Annotated in this window: 25 protein-coding genes; 6 read left to right on the top strand and 19 right to left on the bottom strand. The window is 69.7% G+C overall.

Annotated features, from left to right (window positions below):
* Positions 1–27: 27 nt before the first annotated feature.
* Positions 28–462 (top strand): GNAT family N-acetyltransferase, encoded by a 435-nt coding sequence (locus ACTWQA_RS43640; protein WP_443164766.1) that lies wholly within the window; start codon positions 28–30, stop codon positions 460–462.
* A gap of 438 nt (positions 463–900) precedes the next feature.
* A complete protein-coding gene (serS, locus tag ACTWQA_RS43635) occupies positions 901–2,199 on the top strand; it encodes a serine--tRNA ligase (protein ID WP_443164765.1) in 1,299 nt (432 codons plus the stop codon).
* A gap of 466 nt (positions 2,200–2,665) precedes the next feature.
* Here serS and ACTWQA_RS43630 read toward each other — a convergent pair whose 3' ends face one another.
* From ACTWQA_RS43630 to ACTWQA_RS43590, 9 genes are read right to left on the bottom strand one after another with little or no spacing between them, the layout of a single operon-like run.
* The gene (locus ACTWQA_RS43630) at positions 2,666–4,201 is read right to left on the bottom strand and encodes an amylo-alpha-1,6-glucosidase (RefSeq protein WP_443164764.1); all 1,536 of its coding nucleotides are present in this window, start codon (positions 4,199–4,201) and stop codon (positions 2,666–2,668) included.
* Positions 4,201–5,022 (bottom strand): carbohydrate ABC transporter permease, encoded by an 822-nt coding sequence (locus tag ACTWQA_RS43625; RefSeq protein ID WP_443164763.1) that lies wholly within the window; start codon positions 5,020–5,022, stop codon positions 4,201–4,203. Before ACTWQA_RS43625 ends, ACTWQA_RS43630 begins: the two co-directional genes overlap by 1 nt.
* 10 nt (positions 5,023–5,032) lie before the next feature.
* The gene (locus ACTWQA_RS43620) at positions 5,033–5,959 is read right to left on the bottom strand and encodes a carbohydrate ABC transporter permease (protein ID WP_443164762.1); all 927 of its coding nucleotides are present in this window, start codon (positions 5,957–5,959) and stop codon (positions 5,033–5,035) included.
* Between the two features lie 2 nt (positions 5,960–5,961).
* Positions 5,962–7,242, bottom strand: a complete 1,281-nt coding sequence (locus tag ACTWQA_RS43615) for an ABC transporter substrate-binding protein (RefSeq protein WP_443164761.1) — start codon at positions 7,240–7,242, stop codon at positions 5,962–5,964.
* A gap of 57 nt (positions 7,243–7,299) precedes the next feature.
* Complete coding sequence (locus ACTWQA_RS43610; protein WP_443164760.1) at positions 7,300–8,061, bottom strand: SDR family NAD(P)-dependent oxidoreductase; 762 nt, start codon at positions 8,059–8,061, stop codon at positions 7,300–7,302.
* Complete coding sequence (locus ACTWQA_RS43605; protein ID WP_443164759.1) at positions 8,058–9,278, bottom strand: ATP-NAD kinase family protein; 1,221 nt, start codon at positions 9,276–9,278, stop codon at positions 8,058–8,060. Before ACTWQA_RS43605 ends, ACTWQA_RS43610 begins: the two co-directional genes overlap by 4 nt.
* The gene (gene gcvPB / locus ACTWQA_RS43600) at positions 9,275–10,816 is read right to left on the bottom strand and encodes an aminomethyl-transferring glycine dehydrogenase subunit GcvPB (RefSeq protein WP_443164758.1); all 1,542 of its coding nucleotides are present in this window, start codon (positions 10,814–10,816) and stop codon (positions 9,275–9,277) included. Before gcvPB ends, ACTWQA_RS43605 begins: the two co-directional genes overlap by 4 nt.
* The gene (gene gcvPA / locus ACTWQA_RS43595) at positions 10,813–12,138 is read right to left on the bottom strand and encodes an aminomethyl-transferring glycine dehydrogenase subunit GcvPA (RefSeq protein WP_443164757.1); all 1,326 of its coding nucleotides are present in this window, start codon (positions 12,136–12,138) and stop codon (positions 10,813–10,815) included. Before gcvPA ends, gcvPB begins: the two co-directional genes overlap by 4 nt.
* Positions 12,135–14,105 carry a beta-galactosidase gene (locus tag ACTWQA_RS43590; RefSeq protein ID WP_443164756.1) on the bottom strand — a complete coding sequence of 657 codons (1,971 nt, stop codon included), beginning with the start codon at positions 14,103–14,105 and terminating at the stop codon, positions 12,135–12,137. The genes gcvPA and ACTWQA_RS43590 overlap by 4 nt, the downstream gene beginning before the upstream one ends.
* A gap of 105 nt (positions 14,106–14,210) precedes the next feature.
* Here ACTWQA_RS43590 and ACTWQA_RS43585 point away from each other — a divergent pair, with 105 nt between their 5' ends.
* Positions 14,211–14,858, top strand: coding sequence for a GntR family transcriptional regulator (locus tag ACTWQA_RS43585; protein WP_443164755.1), 648 nt, complete (start codon positions 14,211–14,213; stop codon positions 14,856–14,858).
* A gap of 485 nt (positions 14,859–15,343) precedes the next feature.
* On the opposite strand, the gene ACTWQA_RS43580 is transcribed toward ACTWQA_RS43585, so the two are convergent.
* The 9 genes from ACTWQA_RS43580 to ACTWQA_RS43540 all read right to left on the bottom strand — a co-directional run bounded on the left by ACTWQA_RS43580 (position 15,344) and on the right by ACTWQA_RS43540 (position 22,367).
* The gene (locus ACTWQA_RS43580) at positions 15,344–15,724 is read right to left on the bottom strand and encodes a hypothetical protein (protein ID WP_443164754.1); all 381 of its coding nucleotides are present in this window, start codon (positions 15,722–15,724) and stop codon (positions 15,344–15,346) included.
* 395 nt (positions 15,725–16,119) lie between these two features.
* A complete protein-coding gene (locus ACTWQA_RS43575) occupies positions 16,120–16,878 on the bottom strand; it encodes a DsbA family protein (protein ID WP_443164753.1) in 759 nt (252 codons plus the stop codon).
* A complete protein-coding gene (locus ACTWQA_RS43570; RefSeq protein ID WP_443164752.1) occupies positions 16,878–17,387 on the bottom strand; it encodes a DoxX family protein in 510 nt (169 codons plus the stop codon). Before ACTWQA_RS43570 ends, ACTWQA_RS43575 begins: the two co-directional genes overlap by 1 nt.
* 4 nt (positions 17,388–17,391) lie before the next feature.
* Entirely contained in the window at positions 17,392–18,177 is a 786-nt protein-coding gene (locus ACTWQA_RS43565; protein WP_443164751.1) for an ABC transporter ATP-binding protein, read from the bottom strand.
* Positions 18,167–19,252 (bottom strand): FecCD family ABC transporter permease, encoded by a 1,086-nt coding sequence (locus ACTWQA_RS43560; protein WP_443164750.1) that lies wholly within the window; start codon positions 19,250–19,252, stop codon positions 18,167–18,169. The genes ACTWQA_RS43565 and ACTWQA_RS43560 overlap by 11 nt, the downstream gene beginning before the upstream one ends.
* On the bottom strand, positions 19,245–20,339 hold the full coding sequence (locus tag ACTWQA_RS43555; RefSeq protein WP_443164749.1) for an ABC transporter substrate-binding protein: 1,095 nt from the start codon (positions 20,337–20,339) through the stop codon (positions 19,245–19,247). The genes ACTWQA_RS43560 and ACTWQA_RS43555 overlap by 8 nt, the downstream gene beginning before the upstream one ends.
* 184 nt (positions 20,340–20,523) lie before the next feature.
* A complete protein-coding gene (locus ACTWQA_RS43550) occupies positions 20,524–21,117 on the bottom strand; it encodes a hypothetical protein (RefSeq protein ID WP_443164748.1) in 594 nt (197 codons plus the stop codon).
* A gap of 282 nt (positions 21,118–21,399) precedes the next feature.
* Positions 21,400–22,092 carry an RNA polymerase sigma factor gene (locus tag ACTWQA_RS43545; RefSeq protein ID WP_443164747.1) on the bottom strand — a complete coding sequence of 231 codons (693 nt, stop codon included), beginning with the start codon at positions 22,090–22,092 and terminating at the stop codon, positions 21,400–21,402.
* Positions 22,026–22,367: an RNA polymerase sigma factor gene (locus tag ACTWQA_RS43540; protein WP_443164746.1), complete on the bottom strand. Its 342-nt coding sequence runs from the start codon at positions 22,365–22,367 to the stop codon at positions 22,026–22,028. Before ACTWQA_RS43540 ends, ACTWQA_RS43545 begins: the two co-directional genes overlap by 67 nt.
* A gap of 377 nt (positions 22,368–22,744) precedes the next feature.
* On the opposite strand from ACTWQA_RS43540, the gene ACTWQA_RS43535 reads away from it, so the two are divergent.
* Complete coding sequence (locus tag ACTWQA_RS43535) at positions 22,745–22,891, top strand: hypothetical protein (RefSeq protein ID WP_443164745.1); 147 nt, start codon at positions 22,745–22,747, stop codon at positions 22,889–22,891.
* Here the strand turns inward: ACTWQA_RS43535 and ACTWQA_RS43530 are convergent.
* Positions 22,855–23,364, bottom strand: coding sequence for a DUF3995 domain-containing protein (locus ACTWQA_RS43530; protein ID WP_443164744.1), 510 nt, complete (start codon positions 23,362–23,364; stop codon positions 22,855–22,857). The two genes, ACTWQA_RS43535 and ACTWQA_RS43530, sit on opposite strands and share 37 nt — an antisense overlap.
* A 111-nt stretch (positions 23,365–23,475) precedes the next feature.
* Between ACTWQA_RS43530 and ACTWQA_RS43525 the strand changes: the two genes are divergently transcribed.
* Together ACTWQA_RS43525 and ACTWQA_RS43520 are read left to right on the top strand one after the other, a co-directional pair.
* Positions 23,476–24,648 (top strand): sensor histidine kinase, encoded by a 1,173-nt coding sequence (locus ACTWQA_RS43525; protein ID WP_443164743.1) that lies wholly within the window; start codon positions 23,476–23,478, stop codon positions 24,646–24,648.
* Positions 24,645–25,313 carry a response regulator gene (locus ACTWQA_RS43520; protein ID WP_443164742.1) on the top strand — a complete coding sequence of 223 codons (669 nt, stop codon included), beginning with the start codon at positions 24,645–24,647 and terminating at the stop codon, positions 25,311–25,313. Before ACTWQA_RS43525 ends, ACTWQA_RS43520 begins: the two co-directional genes overlap by 4 nt.
* The last annotated feature ends 743 nt before the right edge of the window (positions 25,314–26,056 follow it).

Here is a 26,056-nt window from a genome sequence, read left to right as displayed (position 1 = left end):
CTTTGACCCTTACCTGGAAGGTCCACCATGATAGAAATCCGCCGTGCCACGCCCGATGACGCCTCCACCGTGCACGACCTCATCCGTGGACTGGCCGAGAGCCAGGACCAAGCCTGGGCCATCACCGTGAGCGTCAGCGACCTGAAGCAGCTACTCACCCGTCCCGAGGTCACCTACCTCATCGCCGAGCAGGACGGGCAGGCCATCGGCTACGTCTCCTGGCTGCAACGCGTCAGCTTCTGGTCCGGTGAGGACTACCTCGCGCTGGACGATCTGTACGTGGCCGGCACGGAACGCGGTCGCGGCGTGGGAGAACAACTCATGCGTGCCGCCGCCGAAGCCGCCGAGGGCAAGCTGATCCGCTGGGAGGTCGCCGAGGCCAACGTCGCCGCGCAACGCTTCTACACGCGGATCGGCGCCACCCTCGTCACCAAGAAGATCGGCCGCTGGCAACCCAAGTAGCCCGCACGAACCGCGGCCCCCGCCACCTGCTCGTGCCGACCCGGGCCTGGGCCGAGCCCCAAGATGACCGGCCCAGGCGTGTGATCGATCGGAGCGGCGGGGTGCGCGCCCGTCTCGATGGTCATCTCGCTGTTGTCAGCCACGTTGACGACATGCCGCATGACATCTCCCATCGTGATCAATTAGAACGTTCAACAAAATTGGAGGACGCTCCCGAAGACGCGTCAAGATCGTGATCCTGTCAGCGGGCGCAACAAAGGGGTGCGCTCCAGCCATGATGTGGGCCTTGAGCAGTTGATATGCGAGTCCGACGCCATTCGAACGGCGAATCCCGGCCTCTCTCACCCTCCCTGTGGTCCAGGTTCCGGGCTGATATCTATGGAACGTTCATATCTGCTACCCGCAGGGCGGACGGACCCTGCTCAGGAGCGATCCTTCATGCATGATGCGCGGACCCTGATCGACGCACGCACACAAGCGATCCGGCGGCTCGCCCGTCGTGGTTACTCGTTGGACCTCACCAGGGTGGAGTCGCTTCAGGCTCTGGCGCTCAAGAGGACGGGCGCGGCCGACGAGCTGAGAGTCACGGCCAAGCAGCTCGCCGACGAGGTACGGCGGGCCGCCGGGGCGGGCGAGGACGTCACCGAGGCGAAGCTCCGAGCCCGCCAGGTGAAGGACGAGATCCGCCGCCTCGAGACCGAGCGCGACCAGGTTCGGGATGAACTGCGAGAGCTCCTCTTCTCCATTCCCAATCTCCCGCTCGACACCTCGCCCGACGGCGACTCCGGGGAGTTCGCCGTGGAGGTACGCCGGGTCGGTACTCCCCAGACCTTCTCCTTCGAACCGAAAGACCATGTCACCCTGGGCGAGGAACTGGGAATCCTGGACATCTCCCGGGGCGTCAAGCTCTCCGGTCCCCGCTTCGTCGTGGCCCGCGGTGTGGGCGCCGCCCTGGAGCGCGCCCTCGCGTCGCTGTTCCTCTGCCTTCACACCACCCGGCACGGGTATGTCGAGTTCTCGGTCCCCTTCCTCGTCAACCGCAGGACGATGACGGGTACGGGGCAACTGCCGAAGTTCGCCGACGACCTGTTTGCCACCGCCGTCGCCCACCGGGAACTCTTCCTCATCCCCACCGCCGAGGTTCCCCTCACCAACCTGTACGCCGACGAGATCGTCCCTGCCGGCGAGCTGCCGCTGGCCTTGACGGCGCACACGCCGTGCTTCCGGTCAGAAGCCGGGTCGTACGGCCGGGACACGCGAGGGCTCATCCGGCTGCACCAGTTCAGCAAGGTCGAGCTGGTACGCATCTGCGAGGTGGACCAGTCCGTCGGCGAGATGGAAGCGATGCTCACGCACGCGGAAGCCTGCCTCAAGGAGCTGGGGCTGGTCTACCGGGTGGTCAAGCTCGCCGCCGGAGATCTGGGGTTCGCCGCGCAGTTCACCTACGACATCGAGGTCTGGCTGCCCAGCCAGCACCGCTACCGCGAGATCTCCTCGGTCTCCGACTGCGGCACCTTCCAGAGCCGCCGAGCCAACATCCGCACCCGCGACAGCGAAGGTCGCCGCAGACCCGTGGCGACCATCAACGGTTCCGGGCTGCCCATCGGCCGGACCGTCGCCGCCCTGCTGGAGCAGGGCCAGCAGCAGGACGGCTCCGTCCTCCTACCGGAGGCGCTTCACCCCTACCTGGGATTTCGCCGTATCTCTCCCGAAGGGAAACCGGTCGCGGGCAGTTGAGATCGGCGGCCGCCGTCGCGGCGACGGCGGCGGCACGCTGTACATGTGACGTCCTTAGCCGCGCCCTCCCAGGTTCCGACGAGACCGGCTCGGCGGGATCCTCTACGAATACTCACATGCGGCTTGAACTGCGTGGACGGTGTTTTCGGCAGGCGCAGAGTGGTAGTAGCCCGACCCTCGCCCTGGCCGCAGCCTCGGATCTGCGGTAGTGCAGGCATGCTGGGGCACGGGGGCATCGTGGTGACCTCAGACATCTGAGGCGATCGACGCCGGAGCCATCGGCCATCTGCTCAAGGTGTGCCCGCCAGAGGAAGTGTTCCAGGGCATCCGCGCAGGCTCGGCTACAGCACGTCCGGCGAGCTGACGCACCGTGAGCGCGTGCACCGCCAAGGTCATCGACGGCGAGGATCCGGTACACGGTCATCGCCGCAGTCTGGTTCGCCCGCGTTCCGCCGTCTGGTGCCGGTCAGCCCTCCTGGGCGAGGTCCAGGAAGAGGGCGGCCGACCAGCCGAAAGCGGTCGTCGCGCGGCCCGCGCGGCGGCCGGTCAGCGGGTTCCAGTACTCGTGGAGACCGCCACCGTCGCGGACCATGGCCAGCGTGCGCTCGCGTAATTCGGCGGCCGTCCCCTGATGCCCCGAGCGGCGCAGGCCGTCGATGAGCAGGTAGTTGACGTTCAGCCAGACCGGTCCGCGCCACATGGCCTCGGGGTCGAATCTCGGGTCGTCGAAGGCGACGGTCGGCACCGGGTGCTCGGCCCAGAAGCTGGGCGAGCGTAGGTCGGCGACGAGCCGGTCCGCGATCCCGGCGGGGAGCCTCCCGGTGAAGAGCGGCATCAACTCCAGCGGGGTGCGCACGCCCGCCTCGCGCCCGCCGACCACGGTGACGAACCTCGTGCCGTTCCACCGGCGCGCGATCACGCGGTCCACCAGCGCCTGCGCCCTGGCCCGCCACGGTGCGGCATCCTTGCCGAGCGCCTGCGCGATATCGCCCAGGCGGTCGTACTGGAGAGCGAGGTAGGCATTCAGGTCGGGCGGCTCGGCGCGGGGGCCGGCATCCCAGATGGGGCTGTCGTCCAGGCCGGACGAGTACGGGTGCAGGTACTCGGCCAGGCCGTCGCCGTCCGGGTCGGAGTGACTGAACCACCACTCCTGGGAGCGGGCCAGCGGCTCGTAGACCTCGGCGAGAAAGTCGGGGTCGGGGTTCGCCTCGTGGATCTTCCACACCGCCCAGGCGGTGAGCGGCGGCTTGGTGACGGGGACGACGTCCCCGATCGGCTCGCCGCCCACGTGGGCGGCCAACCTGACCAGGTCGGAACGGGGCAGGTCGGTGGTCTCGGCCAGCACGCCGTGGTCGTGGACCACATCGGGGATCAGGCCGTCGGGGCGCTGGTTGTCGAGCAGGATGCGGATCTGCTCCCTGGCCAGCGCGGGGTCGGCGTGGCGGAGCGCGATGGCGTGGAAGTAGGAGTCCCAGTTCCACAGGCCGACGTAGCCGTTCTTGGAGGGGACGAGTGCCTCTCGGTCCTGGATCCGCACCAGGTTCACCGCCAGCGTCCACCATGCGTCCTCCGCTCGTTCGCGCAGGTCCGCAGGCACGGCGGGCATGCGGGCGAACCAGTCGCGCCACCGTGCGGCGGCCGCGCCCAGCACCGCCGCCGCGTCGTGCGGCGCGCGATCCGGGCCCACGAGGGTGACGCAACCGTCGATGTCGGCCTCGCCGCCGTCCCACACGGCCCGCGCGCCCGCACCGGTCAGGACGAGCGTGTCCGGTCCCGCGAAGGCCATGGCCACGCCGGCCGCGAACTCCACGCGGTCCGGCAGCACCCGCAGCACCGGCAGCTCGCCGCTCCCCGAAAGAATCCGCAGGCCGGTGAGCACCGTCGCGTCGGCGAGCCTGGTCTCGTACAGGGCTCTGGCGATCCAGAGCGAGCCGTCGTCCGCCGCCATCACCAGCAGCCGCGAGCCGCGGTCGGTGAACGGGCGTTCGCGCAGGTCCGGCATCAGCGGCCTCCCAGGCCGGAAGCGGCCATCGAGTTGATGATCTTCCGCTGGCCGATGAGGAAGGCGATGAGCGTCGGCACGACGGCGATCGCGGAGGCGGCCAGGATGAGCCCGTAGTCCACGGCCGTGCGCTGGCCGGAGAACTGGCTGAGCAGCAGCGGCACCGTGGCCAGCTCGGGCGAGTTGAGGAAGATCAAGGGGAAGAAGAAGGCGTTCCAGGACGCGAGGAAGGCGATGATGCCGAGCGCGCCGAGGCCGGGGCGGATGTTCGGCAGGACGACGTTCCAGAAGCAGCGCCAGCGGCCCGCCCCGTCGATCCTGGCGGCCTCCTCCAGTTCCACGGGCACGGCCCTGATGAACTGGCGCAGCAGGAACACCGCGAACGGGTTCGCGATGCTCGGCACGATGAGCGACAGGTGCGAGTCGATCCAGCCGAACGTGGCCAGCATCAGGTAGAGCGGCACGACCGTCACCTGCGCGGGCACCATTTGGGTGGCCAGGAACACCACGAACAGCACGCCGGAGCCGCGGAACCTGATCCGGGCGAAGGCGTAGGCGGCCATGGCCGAGGTCAGCAGCGTGAGTGTGACGTTCAGCGCGGCGATGTAGAAGCTGTTCCAGTACGCGGTGCCGAACGGCATCGCCCCGAGTGCGTCGGGGTAGTTCTCCCAGCGCCACGGGTTGGGCAGCCAGTCGAGCGGGTTGTTCAGCATCTGCCGCACGCCCTTGAACGACGTCAGCAGCATCCAGACGAACGGGAACAGCATCGCCAGCCCGCCGAGGGTGAGCCCGGCGTGCAGGGCTACCTGCCTGGGTCGCATCCCGGCCCCCTCACGAGTCGTAGTGGACGAGGCGCTTTTGCGCCGCGAACTGGACGAGCGTCACGAGCAGCGTCAGGACCAGGAGGATCAGCGCGGCCGCGCTGCTCATGCCGAACTGGAAGTCCTTGAAGCCCAGCTCGTAGACCTGATAGACGATCGTCTTCGCGCCTTCGTTGTCCGCCGGGTCCACCAGAACGTAGATCTGGTCGAAGGCCTGGAACGAGCTGATCACCGCGACGACAGTGGAGAAGAAGATCGTCGGCGAGAGCAGCGGCAGCGTGACCGAGCGGAAGATCCGCAGGCTGTCCGCGCCGTCCATGCGGGCAGCCTCGACGATCTGCGGCGGGATCGTCTGGAGCCCGGCCAAGAAGATCACCACGTTGAGGCCGAGCGACGACCAGATCGTCACGACCGCGATGGCCACGATCACCCAGCCGGGGTCGCCGAGCCAGTCGGGGGCGCCGATGCCGAACCAGCGCTCCAGCGACGCGTTCAGCACGCCGTAGTCGTTGCCGGCCAGGATGATCTGCCACATCAGCGCGACGGCCACCGAGCTGGTGACCACCGGGAGGAAGTACAGCACCCGGTAGAAGCCGCCGCCCTTGACGTTGTTCAGCGCGACCGCGATGAACAGCGCGAGGCCGAGCCCGAAGGGCACGGTCAGCAGCGCCAGCTTGACCGTGTTCCACACCGCCAGCCCGAACTCGGGATCGGAGAGCTGGGCGGCGAAGTTGTCGAAGCCGACCCATTCCTTCTGCCCGAGCCCGTCCCAGCGCATGAACGCCAGCACGACGGCGAAGCCGAGCGGGAAGACGAGGAACACCAGCAGCGCGGCGACCTGCGGCGCGAGGAAGAACGCGGCCCACCAGCCGTCGCGGTTGCGCACGGGCCGCGCCTGGTGGACCGCGCGGGGCCGGGCCTGGGTGAGGACGGTCACGGCTAGCCCAGCTTGCCGTCGACGAGCTTCTGGAGCTGCGTCATGCCCTCGTCGAAGCCGACCTTGCCGGTCCACACCTTCATCAGGTGCTCGTTGATGTCGGCGGTGAGGCCGGGCACGGCGACCTCCTCGGGGTAATTCGCGAAGCCGGTGTCGCGTACGTCAAGGAAGGTCTGGGCGTGGGCGGGGTAGCCGCCGGCGAGGACGGTCTGCTCGGCGCCCTTCACGGACGGCACGGCACCGCCGTCCTTGAGCCTGATGAGCTGGCCCTCCTTGCTGACGAACTCGGTGAGGAAGGTGAATGCCTGCTCGGGCAGCTTGGTGTCCCTGTTGAGCGCCAGGTAGGAGGCGGCCACCGCGCCGGGCATCGGCTGGCCGGTCTGCGATGGGAACGGCACGATGTCGTAGTCGTCCAGCTCGCCGCCCTTCTTCAGGGAGTCGATCATCCACCGGCCTCCGGCGTAGAAGCCGGCCTTGTGCTTGAGGAACTGCGTGCTCGGACCGTTGCTGTCGGGCAGCAGGTCGGCGCTGAGGAAGGTCTTGTCCTGGTAGCCCTTGGTCAGAGCCTGCAGGGCCGCGCGCGCCTTGGGGTCGGTGGTGGCGACGAACTTGCCGCCGTCCCAGACCTTCCCGCCGAAGCCGTTGATCATGGAGTACGTGGAGCCGTACCAGTTCCAGAAGATCGACCCGGCCTTGCCGGCGGCCTTGAGCTTGGCGTTCATGTCGAGGTACGTGGCCATGGTCCACCGTCCGGCCTCGTTGAGCGCGGCAGGGTCCTCGGTGATCCCGGCGTCCTTGAGCGCCTTCTTGTCGAACCAGAGCACCTCGGGGTTGGTGTCGTTGGGGACGCCGTAGATCTGGCCGTCCTTCTTGGCGCCGCCGTAGATGCCCTCGAAGAAGTCCTCCGGCTTGCTCTTGGAGGAGGGGCCGGCCAGCTTGTCGTTGAGCGGGGTCAGCACCCCGGCGGAGACGAACTTGCCGATGTTGTCGTCGCCCACGAAGAACACGTCGGGGGCGGTCTTGCTGGTGAGCTGGGCGAGCAGTTTGGGGTGGTAGTCCTCGTACTTGGCGACCGGCTCCAGCTTGAGCTTGATGTCGGGGTGGCGCTGCTCGAAGTCCTCAGTGAACTTCTCGTAGAGCTTGATGTCCTCGGCCGATCCCCAGGTGGACCAGCGGATGGTGACCGGGCCGGATCCGCTGCTCACTCCTGGGGCCTTCCCGCTGCCGCTGCACGCGGTCGTCGCGACGGCGAGGATGCCCAGGACTGCCAGGGCACGGTTCATGGTCGGCTCCTTCGGGGGTTGCGTGGGGGGTGTGGGTGAGGCGGGTGGATCGAGGTGTCAGGCGAGCCCGCCGCCGTCGACGACGAGGGCGGACCCGGTGAGGTAACTGGCCGCGTCACTGGCCAGGAAGAGCACGGCCTGGGCGATCTCGTCCGGGGTGCCCGCGCGACCCATCGGCCGGTCTGCCGCGTCGGACTGGAAGGCGGCCCAGTCCTCTCCTAGCTGGCGGGCCTCGTCGCGCAGCATGGGCGTGTCGGTGTCTCCAGGGTTGACGGAGTTGACCCGGATGCCGGCCTTGGCGTGGTCGATGGCGAGCGCGCGGCTCATGTTGACCACGGCGGCCTTGGAGGCGCAGTACGAGATGGCGTTGCCGCCGCCCTTGAGGCCCCATCCCGACCCCGTGTTCACGATCGAGCCGCCCTGGGTCATCGCCGGGATGGCGTGCTTGCACATCAGGAAGACCGAACGGACGTTGACCGCCATGACGCGGTCCCACTCGTCGACGTCGAGGTCGAGCGCGGTGGTGCGGCGGATGATGCCCGCGTTGTTGAACAGGACGTGCAGGCCGCCGAAGGTCTCGACGGCGGCGCCGACGACGCGTCGGCAGTCCTCGGGGTCGGAAACGTCGGCCCGCACCGCCACGGCGGTCGCGTCTCCCGCCTCCGCGACGATCTGCGCCACGGTGGCGTCCGCGCCGGCCGCATCGATGTCGGCGACCACCACCCGGGCGCCCTCTCTGGCGAAGAGCAGGGCGGTGGCCCGCCCGATGCCCGAGGCACCGCCCGTGACGATCGCGACCTTGCCATCGAGCGTCTTCATCTCTCGAACTCCTCACTTGCCGCACAGATGCGATAAATCGTGCTTTCGCGGTATCCAGTGATCACCTGGACGTGCCCGCTGAGCCTCTTGTCGAGGTCCTCGTCGCCGCTGTCGGCCAGCAGCGGCCGTCCCTTCAGCGCCGCGAGCTTCTGCTGGGTGGCAAGGACGAGCAGCCGCTCACCCAGTCCAGAGCGGCCCTCGTTGAGCACCGCGTCGAGCACCCGGGGCGACACCTGCTGGTTCCCGCGCCCCAGCACGAACCCCTGCCCGCCGACGACCGACAGAACCAGCACCGACTCCTTGCCGCTGACCAGGCCGAACAGCTCGGTCTCCGCGACGTCCGCCGCCACCAGGCGGCCACCGCGACCGCCCTCGGGCGTGCGTTCGACCACGTCCACACCGAGCAGCGTGGTGGCGAGGCCTAGCGCGCGGCCGACGGCCCGCGTGGTGGCGCCCGGCCCAAGAACGTAACGGACGCCGGGCCGCATCCTGGCCACGACCTCCCGTGCGACGCCCTCGGCGGTGGCGGGCGCCACGCCGGACGACCCGGCCTTGCGCCCCGACAGCGCGGCGCGGACAGCGGGGACGCGCAGGCTGCCGTACAGCCGGGGGCTGACCAGGCCATGGCGGTAGGCGTCCTCGTCGAGATCCACCACCTCGGCCTCGGCCGTGCGCGCCGGGTCGAACTCCGCCGCGACGAATCCGGCGGCGGCCGGGCTGACGGCGAAGCAGCCGGAGTACACCTTCACCCCGGCCGGGACGCCCAGCACGGGCGGCGCCTGGCCACCGAGCGCGCGGACCGCGTCGAGCACGTCGCGCGCCGTCCCGTCGCCGCCCGCGAACAGCAGCAGGTCCACCCCGGCCAGCGCGGCCACGGCGCGCCGCGTGTCCTCCGCGCTCGTCCCGGCAGCGGACCAGCCGGAAGCCGCTCCGGCAGATCTGTCAGCGGACGGCGTCCGGACCAGGTCGCACGGAACCCCGGAGGCGCGCGCGCTGTCCTCGCCCATCGGGCCCGGCACCGTGAGCACACGGATGCCGGGACGGCGGGCCATCAGCGTGCGGACAGCACGCGCCGCCCGCTCGCCGGCCCGAGGCGTGGCACCCCTGGCCAGGGCCGCGCGCTGCACCTCCACGCCGTCGCTGCCTTTGAGCCCGGCCGCGCCGCCGAGACCGGCCACGGGGTTGACGACCAGCCCGACCACCGCCGCGCCCGTCATGACAGGTGCTTGCGGACGTAGGCGCGCCAGGTGGGCGCCCACTCCTTGGGGTCGTCGAGCGGCGTCATGTCGATCTTGTGGACGGTCTGGTTGTACGGGGCCCCCTTGACGAACTCGGGATCGCGCCGCGCCTCTTCGGCCACGTGCGCCAGGATGAGCGCGTACTCGTCGAGGTCCTCCTTCGAGTACGACTCCGTGGGCTCCAGCGTGAACGGCTCGGGCACCACGTACGGGTGGTGACTGGTCCAGTAATGCACCCCGAAGTCGGCGGCTCTGACGCCGATCTCCTCCGAGTGCACCCCGGTCTGCTCCGACAGCTCCTGCCACGAGTAGCGCACCTGCTCGACCCTGCGCCTGTCCCACGGTGCGGACGCGCCCGGTATCTGCAGGATCTTGTGCATCAGGTAGTTGTTGTTGAGCACCGCCGTCTCGGCGACCTGCCGCAGGCCCTCGGCGCCGAGCGCCATGATCCAGGCGTAGGCGCGCACGATGTTCGGGGTGACGCCGAGGAACGGCCGCACCTTGCCGATGGAGGCGGGCGGCGTCTCCAGGTGGTAGGACTCGCCGTCGAAGGCGACGACCGGGCCGGGCAGGAACGGCGCCAGGTCCTCGGAGACGCCGCACGCCCCGGCCGCGGGGCCGCCGCAGGCGTGCGGCGTGGAGAACGTCTTGTGCAGGTTGAAGTGGCACAGGTCGAATCCGGCGTCGCGAGCGCGGGTGATGCCGAGGATGCCGTTGGCGTTCGCCTGGTCGTAGCAGGCCAGGCCGCCCGCCTCATGCACCAGGTCCACGAACTCCCTGATCCGGGGGTTGAAGATGCCCGTGTCCTCCGGGTTGGTGATCATCAGTGCGGCGGTGCGCGGGCCGACGGCGGCGCGCAGCGCCTCGATGTCGGGCAGGCCGTCGGCGTCCGGCATCAGGGTGATGACCTCGTAGCCCGCGGTCTTGGCGCAGGCCGCGTTCGACGGGTGGGAGAACATCGTGGTGATCACCTGGTCACGGCGCGCCTTGCCGCGGGCAGCGTGGTACGCACGGATCATGGCGATGTTGGCGTAGATGGCCGCCGATCCGGAGCCCGGCTGGAGCGAGACCCGCGCCATGCCGGAGATCTCCCCCAGCATGCGTTCGAGCCGCCAGTAGATCTCCAGCACGCCTTGCACGGTGTCCTCGTGCTGGAGTGGGTGCAGCTCGGCGATGGCGGCGGCGAACCTGTCGTTGACCTTGGGGCTGTACTTCATCGTGCAGGTGCCCTGCCCGACGTCGATGTTGAGGTCGGCGCCCAGGTTCTCCTGCGACAGCCGCAGGTAGTGTCGCAGCACGTGCAGCTGGGACATCTCGGGCAGCTTCGGCGGCTGGGCGCGGCTCACGGAGTCGGGCAGCTCGACGCGGGGCGCGCCGGGCTCGGGCACGGCGATGCCGCGGCGGCCGGGCACGGACAGCTCGAAGATGATCGGCTCGTCCCAGCGCGCCTGGTGGAAGCGGCGCAGCGGCGGCTTCGGCGTGACGGGGAGCTCGGCGAAGGACTCCGTGGTGTTCACAGCGTCTCCTGTACGGCTGCGGCGAGCAGGTCGATGTCGGCGATGGAGTGGCGTTCGGTCACACAGACCAGGACCGTGCGGTCGTCGAGCGCGACTCCGCCGTAGATGCCGCGCTCGCGCAGCCCGTCAAGCAGGGCGGCGCTGGAGGGCACCTCGATGGCGAACTCGCGGAAGTGGATCGCGTCGCGGTGCAGCACCGTGACCGACGCGGCCAGGGCGTCCATGGCGTAGCGGGTGCGGGCCAGGATCGTTTCGCCCAGATCCCGCATGCCCTGTGGGCCCATGAGCGCCAGATAGACCCCGGCCGTGATGCCCCAAAGGGCGGCGGCGGTACCGACCCACTCCTTGCCCTCCTCTCGGTGCGCGAAGGAGGTGCGGTCGTAGTAGACGTCGCCGAAGCCGTACTCGCCGGGCACCTTCGTGGGTGCGATGCCGAACAGCCGGGACGGGAACTCCGCGACCAGCGGCTCGTGGTCTTGGGTGGCGATGTAGCCGGCGTGGCCGCCGCCGTAGCTTTGGTGCATGCCGAGCGACTGGATGTCGCCGCAGGCGATGTCCGCGCCGTAGGAGGCGGGCGGGGCGAGCACGCCGAGGGAGATCGGGTCGGCGCCGGCCACGAGTAGCGCGCTGTGCGCGTGCGCCAGGTCGGCCAGCTCGCGGCCGCGCGTCTCGACGACGCCGTAGACGTTCGGGGTCTCCAGGTAGATCGCGGCGTAGGAGTCATCGAACGCCTCGACCGTGATCTCGCCACCCTCCCCCACTGGGGCCAGGACGATCTCGATGTCGGGGGCGAGGAAGTCGCGTAGCTTGCTCATTTTGTCGGCGCTGACGGCGGCGCTGAGGAGGACCTTCGAGCGCTCGGTGTAGCGGCACGCCATGCGCAGGGCGGTGCCGGCCGCCTGGAAGCCGTCGTAGGTCGGGACGTTGACGACGTCCATCTCCAGCAGTTCGCCCATCATGCTGACGTACTCGAACAGGGCCTGGAAGCGGCCGTGGTCCTCGTACGGCTCGCCGGCGTACGCGGTGAGGAACTCGCTCCTCGCGTTGACCTCGTCGCACACGGCCGGGACGTGGTGCGGGTAGCAGCCGTGGCCGAGGAAGCTCAGCGCCTGCTCCGTGTCGGTGACGCGGTCCAGCAGACCCTTCATGTGGCGTACCAGGTCGTGTTCCGCCGTGAGCGGCGCGGGCAGATCGAGCGGCCGGGCCAGGCGCAGCTCCGCGGGAATGTCGGCGTAAAAGTCCTCGACGCTCGACGCGCCGATCGCGGCGAGCATCTGGGCCCGCACGCCGGGCTCGGCGTTCGGGATGTACGGGTGCGTCACGTGTCTCCTTCGATCCTGAGCACTACGGCGTCGCGCGGGGCGAGTTCGATGTCGCCGCGCAGGCGGGTCTGGGTGAGCAGGTCTGTGCCGGGGTGCGGCAGCGTGACCCGCTGCCGGGTGGTCGTGTGGTTGAGCAGGAAGAGGTGGCTCCGGCGGCGGACGGCCTCCACGCCCGCAGGCACCTCGACGGCCGCGACGCCGCCGAGCACCAAGTCGAGCACGGGCGTCACGTCGTCGAGCAGGCAGCTGACGTAGGTGGCGTTGCCCTTGCGGGTGATCGCGGGCAGGCCGTCGAGGTCGCCGCCCTCGTACGTGGCGAGCACCGCCGCGGGATCGTCGCCGTCGAGGCGCACCCACTCCGTCCAGGTCCTGGCCACGCCGGTGGCGCCGCCCGCGTACCGCACCGGCTGGGTGGCGCCGTAGGTGAGCGGCCAGAACTCGTCGATCGAGACGCCGAGCAGGTGGCGCAGCGGGCCGGGCGCGCCGCCGTCGTGGACGCGGTCGGCGGCGTCCACGACGCCGCTGAACGGGCCGACCACGAGCTGGCCGGTGACGGACGCCAGCCTCCCGGCCTGCTCGTGTGTGCACAGGTAGAGATTCGGGACGATCAACACGCGGTAGCCGGACAGGTCGCGGTCCGGCGGCGCCAGATCGACCGTGATGCCGCGGGCGCGCAGCGGCGCGTACCAGGCGAGCAGCAGGTCCTTGAGCTTGAGCCGGTTGGACGGCATCGACTCCGGCGCCTCCAGGCCCCACCAGCTGTCCCAGCCAAGGACGAGTGCCAACTCGGCGTGCGTGCCCGTGCCCGCGACCTCCGCGAGCCGCCGCAGGTCGGAGCCGAGGCGAAGGGTGTCCTGCCAGCCGCGCGTGCGCGTGCCGCCGTGCGGGAGGAGGGCCGAGTGGAACTTCTCGGGGCCGTACTTGGCCTGACGCCACTGGAAGAACATCACGCCGTCGGCGCCGTGCGCCACTGCCGAAAGGCTGTGCAGCCGAATCATGCCGGGCGGTTTGGGGACGTTCACCTCGCGCCACGACACCGCCGACGGCGCCGACTCCAGCAGCAGCCAGGGGCGCCCCTTGAGCGAGCGCATCAGGTCGTAGCTGAGCGCGACCGCCACGTGCGACTCCCCGTCGGCCGGGTCGGGATAGGCGTCGTCGCTCACCAGGTCCTCGGCCGCGGCCCACGCCCAGTAGTCGAGGCCGTGCAGGATGCTCATGAAATTCGTGGTGACGGGAACGTCCGGGGTTATCACGCGGAGCACGTCACGCTCAGCCGAGAACAGCTCCAGAAGCGCGTCGCTGCAGAAGCGGCGCCAGTCGAGGAGCTGGGCCGGGTTGATCGGGCCTGGCGCCTTGCGCGGCGGCTCGATCTGGCCGAACGCGTTGTAGTGCTGGCCCCAGCAAGACGTGCCCCAGGCGGCGTGCAGCGACTCGATCGTGCCGTAGCGGGCCTCCAGCCAGGCGCGGAAGTGCCGGGCCGACTCCGGGCAGAAGCACTCCAGCGTATGGTCGGCGTACTCGTTGCCGACGTGCCACATGGCCAGGGCAGGGTGGCCGCCGTACCGCTCGGCCATGGCCGTGGCCAGCCGCACGGCGTTCTCGCGGAAGACCGGCGAACTGGGGCAGTAGCCCTGGCGCGAGCCGAACTCCAGTCGCACCCCCTGCGCGTCGACCGGCATGACCTCTGGGTGCTCGCGGACCAGCCACGGCGGCGGGGTCGCGGTCGCGGTGGCGAGGTCGGCCGCGATGCCATGCTCGTGCAGCAGGTCGAGGACGCGGTCGAGCCAGCCGAAGTCGTACGCGCCCGGCCGCGGCTCCAGCCGCGACCACGAGAAGACCGCGACGGTGACCATGGTGACCCCGGCCTCGGACATGAGCCGCATGTCCTCGGCCCAGACCTCCTCGGGCCACTGCTCGGGGTTGTAGTCGCCGCCGAACAGCAGCCCGGGCACGCGGGTCAGGCTCACTCTTGCTCCCTTCTGGCCGGTTATTTTGTATTCAGAATTCATAGTGCAGTATTTTGTATCGCGTCAAGCGGTACGCTTGGCCCGGCTGAACAGCGAAGGAGCGACATGCCCATCGAGCGGCGACCGCTGCGCGAACAGATCAGGGAAGAGCTGCTGAGCAGGCTTGACCGGGGCGACTTCGCCGCGGGCACCGACATCAACGAGGCCGCACTGGCCGCGGAGTTGGGCGTCAGCCGCACACCCCTGCGCGAGGCGCTCATCACCCTCGCGGGCGAGGGCGTCCTGGAGAGCAACCAGGGACGCGGCTTCAGGTTCGCGCCAGTGACCCGCAAGGAGTTCCGGGAGCTGTGCGAGATCGTCGCGGCGCTGGAGTCGCTCGCACTCGACTGCTCCGACCCCGCCCACCTGCGCCGCATCGCGCCCCGGCTGCTGACGATGGCCCAGGAGTTCCCCGACCGGATCGCGGAACAGCAGGAGATAGAGCGTCACGACGACGAGTGGCACGACCTGCTGCTGAGCGGCTGCCGCAACGAGCGGCTGCTCGACCTCATCACCAGCGTCAAGGCGGGGATGCGGCGCTACACCCACCTGCTGGCGGGCGACGACACCCCGCTGGAGCGCGAGGCGACCGAGCATCGCCGGGTGGCCGAGCTGCTCATCGCCGGAGACCTTCCCAAGGCCGCACAGGCCCTGCGCGACAATTGGGTCAACGGCATGGAGCGCATGATGTCCCGCATCCCCTCGGCCGATTAGCCCAGCAGGCCACTGGAACCTCGCCGGCCATAACACCGATGGCCTCGAAGCGCCTTTGGCGAGGTGATCTGGCGAGCGGCTCGACCGCTCTCCGGTGGATGGCCCCGCTCCGCCTCCAGCTCGGCGATCCACCGGCGGGCGGCTAATCCCGAGGAGTTGGGCGACCTCGGCGACTCGTCGCCAGGACGCGACACGGTCAAGGACGCGGCGACCGAACTCGGGGTCGTACAGGTAAGGGCGGCTTTTCGAGCACGCGGAGTTGGAGGCCCCCTCCTGGACGCGTTGCCGCGGAGCAGGGAGAGTGGGTGATCCGCGTCAGTGCGCGGCGCTCAGTGGGCCCTCCCGGCGTAGGCGCGGCCTGCCCGCGAGGGTGGTCCACAGGTGCGGGGCGACGTCGTTCTCTGGGAGTCGGGCGATCAAGTAGCGGACGCAGCGTTCGATTTTGACCCGCCACAGGCGGGCCGCTTCGTTTCCGTCGGCGTTGATCAACGCGTGGTAGACGGCGGTGTCCTCGCCTGCGATGGTGTCGCAGGCCTGGCGTCCTGGAACCGCAAGTCGGTTTCACGGATGCCGGCGTTGTCGCTGTCCCGGGCTGCGGCGCCGACCTCCGCCAGGGCCGCTGCGGCGGGGCCGAGGTGCTCGTGGCCGAGCATGGCCACGCGGCGGATGAGCAACGCGCCGAAGTTGGCGCGCAGGGCGTAGAGGTCAAGGACGTCCTTCGCCGTGACGGCGGGGACGGCTTCGCGCAGCAGGCCGACGACAGGGTCGGCGGCGAGGAGGCGCCGGGCCTCGTCGGTCCACGCCCACTGGGCTGGACGCGCGGTGCCAGCGCAGGCGCGGGGGCGCGGCCGTGTCCGGTCGATCAAGGGCGCCGCACGCCTCCGCCGGTACGCCATACGCCAGCACGTGCACGCTTGCCCCGGCATCCGATGCCGCGGCCAGGACGTGGGGCGCCTCCCGGTCCTGGCCGAACAGCCGGCCCGCGGCGGTGGCCGCGGAGGCGCGTCCGGCCCCGCCCCGTCCCGCCCGGGCCGTCACGGCGAGTACGCACACCGGTGGGGCGATGCGCGGATGAACCGACGGCGAGCCTCGATGCGGAGGCCGAGGCCAACGTCGCGGCCCTCCTTCGCCGGCTCGCGGACGAAGGCGCCGCAGTACTCGTGGTGAGCCACGACGAACGGCGGCTTCGTTCCTACGCCGACCGTGTGCTTCGCATGCACGAGGGGAAGGCAACGCCTTGAGGATCACCGTCGGATCGATCTCATCGGGTGGCCCGCGTCACCTCATCACGTAGCTGTGAGGGGCTGAACACCACCGCGTTGTCGAGCTCTGCGCCGTTCAGCTTCACGGTCGGCGTGTGCGTCAGCTTCTGCTCGTCGCCGATCTTCTGGCTGTACGTCAGCTGCGCCTGGGCGTGCTGCTGCGTGGTGACGCACTGCTCGAAGCTCGCCGCGCTCACCCCGGCCTCCTTGCCCCAGCGCAGGAGCTGGTCGGTGGTGAAGCCCTCGACGGTTTCGGCGGGCTGGTTGGCGAAGAGCAGGTCGTGGAAGGCCATCCACTGCTTGCCATCGGCGATGCAGCGGGCGGCATTACCCGCGCGCACGGAGTTGGACTTGGTCGGCTCCTGAGAAAAAATCGTAATCGGGTGGTAGACGACCTTCGCCTTGCCCTCGGCGGCGAGGTTCTTGAAGGTCTGCCCGCTGACCCGCTCGGCCTCCGCGCAGGCCGGGCACTGGAAGTCCTCATAGACATCGACGACCGGAGCGGCGACGCCCGCTCTGGCCATGACCACGCTCCCATCCGGCTGCACGGTGATCGGCGCGAGCCCGCCCGTCGCCTCCTCCGAACGGGACGTGCTGGCGGCGTACCACACACCGACGCCGACCGCGGCCACGGCAACGGTGCCTGCGGTGAGGTACGTCACCAGGCGCCGGCGCCTGTCCCGGGCACGGGCGGCAGCCTGCTGCTCCTTGATCTTCTCGCGCCGGGATCGGGCCTTGGCCGGCTCGTTCTCGGTCATCACTCGTTCTCCTCTTCATCAGCGTCAGATGCATCGTCACGCGCCAAGCCGAGGGCGCCATCAAGCGAGAACCGGCCAGGCGAGTACCGGACGATCCAGGCACCGAGCAGTACGAGGCCGAAATCCCGCAGGATGTCGAGCGCATACGTCGGCTCCTGCCCCACCCCGAGCTGACCGCCGCCGCCGAAACAGCCGCAGTCGATGCGCAGGCCGTGCGCCCAGGCCCAGGCGATGCCGAACACGAACGCGAACATGAGCAGCCCGGCGATCACTGCGGCTACCCTGGTCAGCAGGCCGGCGACCAGCAGTACGCCGACCACGATCTCTAGGATCGGCAGGGCGTAGCCCACCGGGACGGCGACCGGCTCGGGCAGCAGCTGATAGGCCTTGACCGCCACGACGGAGTCGGCCGGGTTGCCGATCTTGAGCGCGCCCGCCGCGATCAGCACTCCGCCCAGAACCAGCCGGGCGACGGTTGTCACCCATGGCAGCGCTTTGAGAGCTCGCATGGTCTCACCCGTTCCTTTCCGCTGGATTCTGTGAGGCCACGGCGATGTGCGGGCGGCCGGTGATCGGATGCGGACCGACATGCGCGCGTACGCCGAAGACCTCCTCGATAAAGGCGGGGGTCAGCACCTTCAGAGGTGGGCCGTGCCCGGCGACCCGGCCGTCGCGTAGCACGACCACGTGGTCGGCGTAGGAGGCGGCGTGGTCGAGATCGTGCAGCGCGGCCAGCAGCGTCAGGCCGAGGGACCGGATCAGGTCCAGGAGCAGGAGCTGCGATCCCACGTCCAGATGGTTCGTCGGCTCATCGAGGACCAGCAGCGGCGCCTCCTGCGCCAGCGCGCGGGCCAGCAGCACGCGTTGCCGCTCACCGCCGGACAGCGTGGTGATCAGCCGGTCCGCCGCCCAGCCCATGCCCACCCGGTCCAGCGCCGTGGCGACCGCGGCGCGATCGGCGGCGCCGTCACGTTCGAGCGGCCGTTTGCGCGCGTGGCGGCCGGTGGCGACGACCTCGGCGACGGAGAAGCCTTCGCCGCCCTGGCCGTGCTGCGGCAGCACCGCGCGCTGCCGCGCCGCCTGGCGCGGCCGCATCCCCCACAGGTCCAGGCCGTCCAGCCGGATCACCCCCGCCGAGGGCCGCAACGAGCGGTACACGGTACGCAGCAGCGTCGACTTGCCGCTGCCGTTGGGGCCGATGAGCGCGACGAACTCGCCCGGCCCGGCCGTCAGGTGCACGTCCGTGACGATGGGACGCGCGTCGATGGACGCGCTGACACCGGCGAGGTCAAGCCACATCGGAGCCTCCTTTCGCGCGGCGGCGCAGCAGCCACAGGAAGAACGGCACGCCGAGCCCGGTGGTGAAGATGCCGACCGGCAGTTCGTTGGGCCGGTCGGCGGTCCGCGCGGCCAGGTCCACCAGCACCAGGAACAGCGCCCCAGCCAGCAGCGCGACGGGCAGAACCCGGCGATGGTCGGCGCCGACGACGAATCGCACCATGTGCGGGATCATCAGCCCGATGAAGCCGATGCCGCCCACGACGCTGACCACGGTGGCCGTCAGCAGGGATCCAGCCACCAGCAGCCCGATCCGCAGAGCCGCCACCGGCACCCCCATGGCGGTCGCGGCGTCCTCCCCGGCCATCAGCGCGTTCAGGGCCCGGGCCTGCAGCACGAGCCAGGCCAGGCAGCAGACGATGAGCAGGGCGGGCACGCCCAGGTCGGCCCAGGTCGCGCCGGCGACGCTGCCCATCAGCCAGAACATCATGCCCTGCAGTTCGGTGGGATTGAGCTGGAGTTGGACGAAGGTGGTGGCCGCGGCGCACAGATAGCCGACCGCGACGCCGGTCAGCACCAGCCAGGAGTCCAGCAGCCGCCCGGCACGCTGCGCCAGCACGTACACCAGCAGCGCGGAGCCAACGGCGGCGGCGAAGGCGGCGCCGGTGACCCCGAACGTGCCCGCCAGGGCGGTGCTGCCCAGGGCGGGGACCAGTACCGCGCCGAGCGAGGCAGCCGAGGACACGCCGAGCACGTACGGGTCGGCAAGCGGATTACGCACCAGGGCCTGCAACGCCACCCCGGCCACGGAAAGCCCGGCCCCGGCAAGCGCGGCCAGCAACGCCCGCGGCGTGCGGATCTCCCACACCACCTGGCTGAGCAACGGGTCGGCCTGCGCGCCACGGCCGGTCAGGTAGGCCCAGACCACACCCCAGACCTGATCGAGGGGAAGGCTGACCGAGCCGATGGAGATGCCGACCACCAAGGCCGCGACCAGCGCGACGATCAGGGCGGCCAGCAGCAGCCCGGTCGTCGGCCCGGAGATCGGGTGCGGGCGCCGGGATGCCCTCGGTACGCAGGTCACGGTGTCAGCCACCGGGGTGGACCACCTTGGAGATCTTCTCCACCGCCCAGGCGTTGAGCGGACCGAGGTAGACGCCGTCGGAGACCACCGTGTAGGTCTTGGACTTCGACGCGGCCCACTGCGGGTAGGCGGCGAACAGCTTGGCCGCCTCCTCATCGCCCTTCTCCTGCGGGGTGAACAGGCCGACCACCAGGACGTCGACCTGGGCGGTGGCGAGCTGCTCCTTGTTGAGGGTGCGGGTGGCGTCCGAGGTCTGGCCGGCGAAGGCGTTGACGCCGCCGGAGGCCCTGATGACGTCGTCGTAGATGCCGCCGGTCATCACGGCGGGCAACCCGTTGGCGTTCATCATGGACATGCCCGGATAGGCGATGAGCACCTTCTTGGCAGGCAGCTCAGCCACGCGCGTCTGCACCTTCTCGATACGCGAGCGCAGCTCGCCGATCAGGTCGAAGGCACGTTGCTGCACGTCGAAGACACGGCCAAGCAGGCTGATGGACTCCAGCGAGGAATTGATCGACTGGTTGCGGTAGGCGCGCTTCTCCTCTTCGGTCGCCTCGGGCTTACCCATCGCACAGTTGACTGGGTTGACCAGCGAGGTGATGCCGGCCGCGGCGAGCTGCTCGCGGGTGGCGAAGCCCTGCTTGGCGTCGAACCCCCCGGACCAGGTCGACACCACCAGGTCGGGCTTGAGCTTGAGCACCTGCTCGGCAGGCACGTCAAAGTTCTTGTTCATGGTCAGCCCGCCGGTCGGCAGGGCCTTGATCTTGGCGATCATCGACGGGTCGTCGGAGACGCCGTAGCTCTGCGCGTTGGCCAGGATGGTCTTGTCCAGGCCGAGCAGGATGAAGCTCTCCACCTCTCCCACGCTGGTGCCGTTGAGGATCAGCACCCGCTCGGGGGGCTTGGCGAAGGTGAGCTTCATGCCGCAGTTGTCGAAGGTCAGGGGATAGCTGGTACGGCCGGCGGACGCGGTCGTCGAAGCGAACGCGGCGGTTTCGCTCGAGGCGCCGCTGGTGGAGCCGCCGCAGCCGGCGGCAGTCAGGGCCACGAGCGCGCACAGCGCGGCGGCCAGAGATCGACGGGAACGACGAAGGCGCATCGGTAGGTGCTTCCTGTCGGAACGAGTCTGGGGGTAGCCGGGAACGGCGCTCGGCCACGAGGTGGCCTGCGCGGGTCCGGCAGGTCATCGACGTCCCGCAGGTGATGGTGATCAGCGCGTACGTGGGCAGGCCGGCAGCAGGACTGCCGTCGCGGGCTTTACCAGCCGGCACACGATCATCGGATCACACGAACACTGCGGGCCCGGCCCCGGCAGGCGGTCCCCGCCGCGCTACGGCGTAGCGCAGGACGAGCGCGACCCGGCAGGTCTCGTCCTCGCCTCTGGGCGCGATCGTGCGCGCCCGGGCCGAACTCCAGTCGGCCACCACGAACAGCAGGACCAGCAGCGGCTGCAGCGCCCACCCAGCAAGCTGCCGGACCAGGGCGCACAGGCCCTCCTCGACCCACCGCAACCACACGGCGGTCAGCAACACGCCGAGCGCATGCATGGGCACCATGCCCAGGCCCGGCGAGGAAGCGTGGTGCCCCACGTTCTGGGCGACGACCTGATGTCCCATCGCCTGATGGACAACGGCACTCTGGCTGAGCAGGACATGCAGAACGACCTGCGACAACGCCGTCGCGGGCAGGATGTGGCCCAAAGAGCGCTCGCGCTTGGTCAGCGCCAGCGCGGGCGGCAGGAGCAGCAGCAGCCCGGCCAGCGCCGCCGCCGGATCGAACTCACCGCCGCCGGCCAGGTGCCCAAGGGTGGCCAGGCCGGCGCACGCGACGGCGAAGCTCGCCGCGCGCAACCACCGCACCACCGAAAATGGATCCATCCCGGCAGATCCTCCCACAATGCTGCCATTGAGGTATGCGCTCGCTGAATGTACTACGGTCTGTAGAGTTCTCGCCGCACACACGACACTTGTGCGTCCCGACCAATGTGCCACCGCCCGGCAGCAGGCTGTCGTGGCGGCACGGCTGGCTCACCGAGCAGGCGCTCGACCGGGTCGCGGCCCTCACCGCATACGCCGCCGAACGCGGCCTGACCCTGCTCGAGGTCGCCGAGGGGGCCCACCAGCGCGGTGAGCGTTCCGGCGGGGCAGCGCACGCTCACCTCATGCAGGACGGGGGTGTGCCCGTCGTAGGAGAAGGACACCTGCGCGAATTCCACGTCGTAGGACGGCTACCGGGGCGGCGGGTTCGGACAGGACGGCCGCCTGCAGCACCTGCTGGAGGTGGGGGGCCAGCCGAGCGCGGCGCAGGTGCTGGGTCCCCTGCACGATGATGGTGTACGGCGTGGGCAGACTCACCCTCGAGCAGCAAGAACGGCAGCAGCAGCGGGTAGCCGATCGGGTGGAATGTCGCCGACGGGCGGGGTGCACGGCGGTCTCGAGGTAGGTGAAGGAGTCGTACCAGTAGAGGGTGCCCGGGCGATAGCCGAGCAGCGTGACCACGCGCAGTGCGGCGGCCAGGGCCAGCAGCACGGCGAAGATGCGGTGGTCGGCGAGGCCGGTGGGGCCGCCCTGCGACGGCAGGGCCACAGGAGTTTCTACGAGCACACGAAAATCCGATCGGTGGGCATGACGGGATATCCGCGCATCCAACTCTCTGGCCAGGCGTTTGCGGGCCCGGTGCAGCCGCAGCCGGGCAGCGCCGCGCGAGCAGCCCAGGACCGCGGCGATCTCGTCGGAGCCCAATCCCTCCCAGCCGACCAACGCGGGGATCTCGCGATCGTCGGGGCTCAGCTGCGCGAACGCCTCGCGCACGCCGGGGAGTACGCCGCCGGGCCGGGCCGACTCCGCCCACACGGCGAGCTCCCGGCCGAGCCGTTCCAGCAGACGCGACGCGACTCGGCCCGGCGGTCGTTGGCTAACACGCGGCGGGCCACGCCGAACAGCCACAGGCGCGCCTCCCGGCCCTCGGGGATGTCGTCGAGGCGGCGCCAGGCCGTGGTGAACGTCTCGGCAAGGGCGTCGGCGGCGTCGTCGTGGGAGTCGATACGCCGCCGGACATAGGCGAGGATGTCGGCATAGTTGGCAACGTAGATCACCTCAAAACGCTGCTTGCGGTCATGCAGGGTCACGCTGCCTTCTCTCGTCCGACGGCCCGACACTCCATACCTGTCCGGACCCGCCGACTTGTTTCACCCCTTTTCCACCGAATTTGATTCCCCGCATGTCCGTCACCGCGATCTTCAGGATCTCGTACGGATGCCCGTACGCCTCCAGTGCCGGAATCGCGCAGGTGTTCCTGGGGCCGGGGCGGCCGTCCAAACCAGCATTGTTCAGAACGCGCACCACGCGTTCACCGCGAGAACCTTGCCCGCGGGGGTGGAGAAGCCCATGCCGATCAACTGCCACACTGGCTGCAGCGGATCGTGTCCGCCCAACTCGGCAATCCGCCGCCGCACTGGCCACTCGGCAACACTATGTGTCACATCGCCTGCCCAGGAGGACACCCGTGTCCGTCGTGGCCTTCCTCGGCCAAGCCGACCCGGCCACCGGCGCGACGACCGCGGTCGCGGTCGAGCGCTTTCCCGACTCCATCACCGCGGCCAGCACTCGCGTCGGCTACGCCGGGGCCGCAGGCGTGGCGCGACGCCGGTAGTAGCCGCGCAGCGCGGCGGCGAAGAGGAAGCCGCCCAGCGCGAAGTAGACGTCGATGACACGCATGGTCCAGATCGTGTAGGCAGACGGGTTGGGTTCGCCGTACACCTGGGTGGTCGACATGCCGAAGAACCCGTTCGGCAACACGCCGGTCTGCGTCATGATGCCTTCCACCAGACCGGGCACGCCGCGCAGGGTGAGCAGCACAGTGGCGGTCCACGCCCCGCTGAGCAACACCCAACGGGGGATCCAGGTGAATCGGGCACCAGCGAGCGCGACCGCCACCGCGGCACCGGTCAGGCACATCACGGCCACGACCAGGTCGTAGGCGAGGAAGGCGGGATTCTCGTGCATCGTGCCGACGTTGGGCCCGTCACCGAGTCCGAATGATCCACCGAGCGCCCAGTAGACATGGAACGTCGCGAAGATCAGTGACCAGGTGCAGGCCGCGCGCGGAAAGAATGATGATCGCATGCCTTCAGACTGCCGATCTGTGGATCCGCTGCCATCTGCCGAAAGACCTCCCTTATCCGGCTCCATAGGTCCTTCGGCCTATCCGGAGGCGGTGGTTTAAGCTCACATGCCGTGGTTGGTATCGGCGAGGGCGCGTGGTGGCCGCCCGTCCTGGCCACCGCCGCCATGGCGATCTTGGGCGTGTTCGACCACTCCGGCGTCGGCCCCACGCGCGTTCTCAATCTGTACGGCGCGCCCGCCGCCGTGGCTGCGGTCGCCGTGGTTGTTGTGATCGTCCTATGGCCTCTCCGGCAGCGCGCGGCCGGGCCGGTCACCGCCGCCGTCGCTGTGTCGCTGACAGCAAGCCTCGTTGCCATCGCCAGCGGCCTGCCGCACGCTGCGGCCGACGGCACCTGGTTGTACACAGAGACGGCCGCGTTGCTCGCGCTGGCCGCGATCACCGCATGGACGGCGCCGAGCCGCTGGGCAGTGCCCGCTGTGCTAGCCATCGCCTTGGCTGCCGCCCTCGTCGTGGCGCGGTTCACGCCGCTCGCCGACGGCGGGGACGGAGTCATCAGCGCCGCCCTGCTGTGGGCGCTCGGCGTTGTTGGCGCGTCCGGTCTGGGCCTGTGGCTTCGCGGGTCGGAGCAGAGCAGGCGTCGCGCGGTGCGCGAGGTACGCCGGGCCGAGCGCCTGGACCTCGCCCGTGACCTGCACGACTTCGTGGCCCATCACATCAGCGGGATCGTGGTGCAGGCGCAGTTCGGCCAGCGGCTCTTCGATCGTGACCCCGTGGCCGCGGCCCAGGCGCTGCACGAGATCGAAGCCGCAGGCACGCAGGCGCTGGTGTCGATGCGGCGTACCGTGAGCATGCTTCGCGACCTCGACGGCACGTCCGGCCATGGTCGCCGGCACACCCTCGACGACCTGCCCGATCTGGTGGCCGGCTTTCCTTCCGCGACGCTCACCATGAACCTCGGAACGCGGCCCGACTCCATTCCGCCGCAGACCACGACCACCGCATACCGCGTGGTTCTCGAGGCATTGACCAATGTGCGCAAGCACGCCCGCGGTGCTACAGCTGTCGAGGTCCGTGTAGCCGCGGAGGCGGGCCTGTTGACAGTGACCGTGACCGACGACGCGCCTCCGCGACCCGCGCCTCCTGTACGCGGCCAGCGCGGCGGCTTCGGGCTGATCGGTCTAACGGAACGGGTGACGGCCGCCGGCGGCACGCTCACGAGCGGCCCGCGATCGCCCACAGGATGGCGGGTTGAGGCGAGACTTCCGGTGAAGGAGACGACGTGACTGACCGAACCCGGCCGATCCGCGTCGTGGTCGCCGACGACCAGGCAATGGTGCGTACTGGACTCCGCCTGTTCCTCAACGATCAGCCGGACATGCAGGTCGTCGGCGAAGCCGCCGACGGCGCCCAGGCGGTGGAGATGGCCCGCAAGGTCGAACCCGACGTCGTGGTGACCGACATCAGGATGCCGCGCCTGGACGGCCTGGAAGTGACCAGGCTGCTGGTCCCGACCTACCGCGTCGTCCTTGTCACCACCTTCGACCTGGATGAGTACATCTACGCCGCGCTGCGTCTCGGCGCGAGCGGTTTCCTGCTCAAGGAGTCCGCCGCCACACTGCTGGCCGAAGCGGTACGGTCGGCGGTGGTAGGCGATACGCTCATCAGCCCCTCGGTCACTGTCCGCCTCCTCAAGCATCTGGCGGCCCCTGACGCCGGCCGCAGTACAGCGGGCCGCGCGCCCGCCGAACCTGTGGAGCCGCTCACCGACAGAGAGACCGAGGTCGCCGTACTCGTAGCGCGCGGGCTGACCAACGCCGAGATCGCCGACGAGCTCGTCATCGCCCTCGGCACCGCCAAGGCGCACGTCGCGAGCGTGCAACGCAAGCTCGCCGTACGCAACCGCGTGGGCATCGCCACCTGGGCCTGGGAAACCGGCCGAGCCAGATGACCGGTGTCTCTTCTATCAGGTGCTTGCTGTCGCCTATGGCGTGACAGCGATGTTGGTCAGGCCCGCCGTCGCGTTGGCCACTATGTCGGAGGCGTGGACCACGCTAAGCATGCCAGAGCATTTCGACGTCGAGGTGACATTGATGGCGTACCTTCCGACACCACCGAGGTCGGAGACGCTGCCGTGCCAGCGGTTGCCGCACCCGTCGAATTCTGACCCGACAGGCCCCGTGCCCGTCATCGATCGCCTTGGCCCAGTTGCATGCTGACCACCGGGCATCGCGGGACAGCCCGCGGTTCAACCCGGTGATCGACGGTATCGCGGTGCCGCAGCACCCGGGGACCGGCCTCAGACCCGCACGGACCGGGTTCTGGCCGATTGGGCGTACACGTCCCGCCATCCCATAACATTCAGCAGGCATCTTGGGCGCCACAGCGCTAGAGAGCCTGTGGATATCTGTCTCGTAGACAAGGTGGTTTAGGCCGCACACGTAGTCGTTGGCATCGCCGCCGAGGACGACAGGCACGCAGATAGACACTCAGACAGCAAAAGAGCCACCCTCCGAAGATCGGAAAGTGGCTGTTTCTACTGGTCAGACTGGGTGGGGCTACCAGGAGAGCAATCGTCAAGACCTGTGGATCAAGTTCTTAAGCGGCTGCCGATGAAGGCTGCCCCTCAGGGCGTTCGACGAGTTTGCCGTTGACGAACGTCGCCCCAGCGCGGACCAGCGCGACGAGATGCGG

Source organism: Nonomuraea sp. 10N515B (genome assembly GCF_052245915.1).
GTDB lineage: Bacteria > Actinomycetota > Actinomycetes > Streptosporangiales > Streptosporangiaceae > Nonomuraea.
Note: the sequence above shows the minus strand (reverse complement) of the source record. Positions and strands in the feature narration are given on the sequence as shown.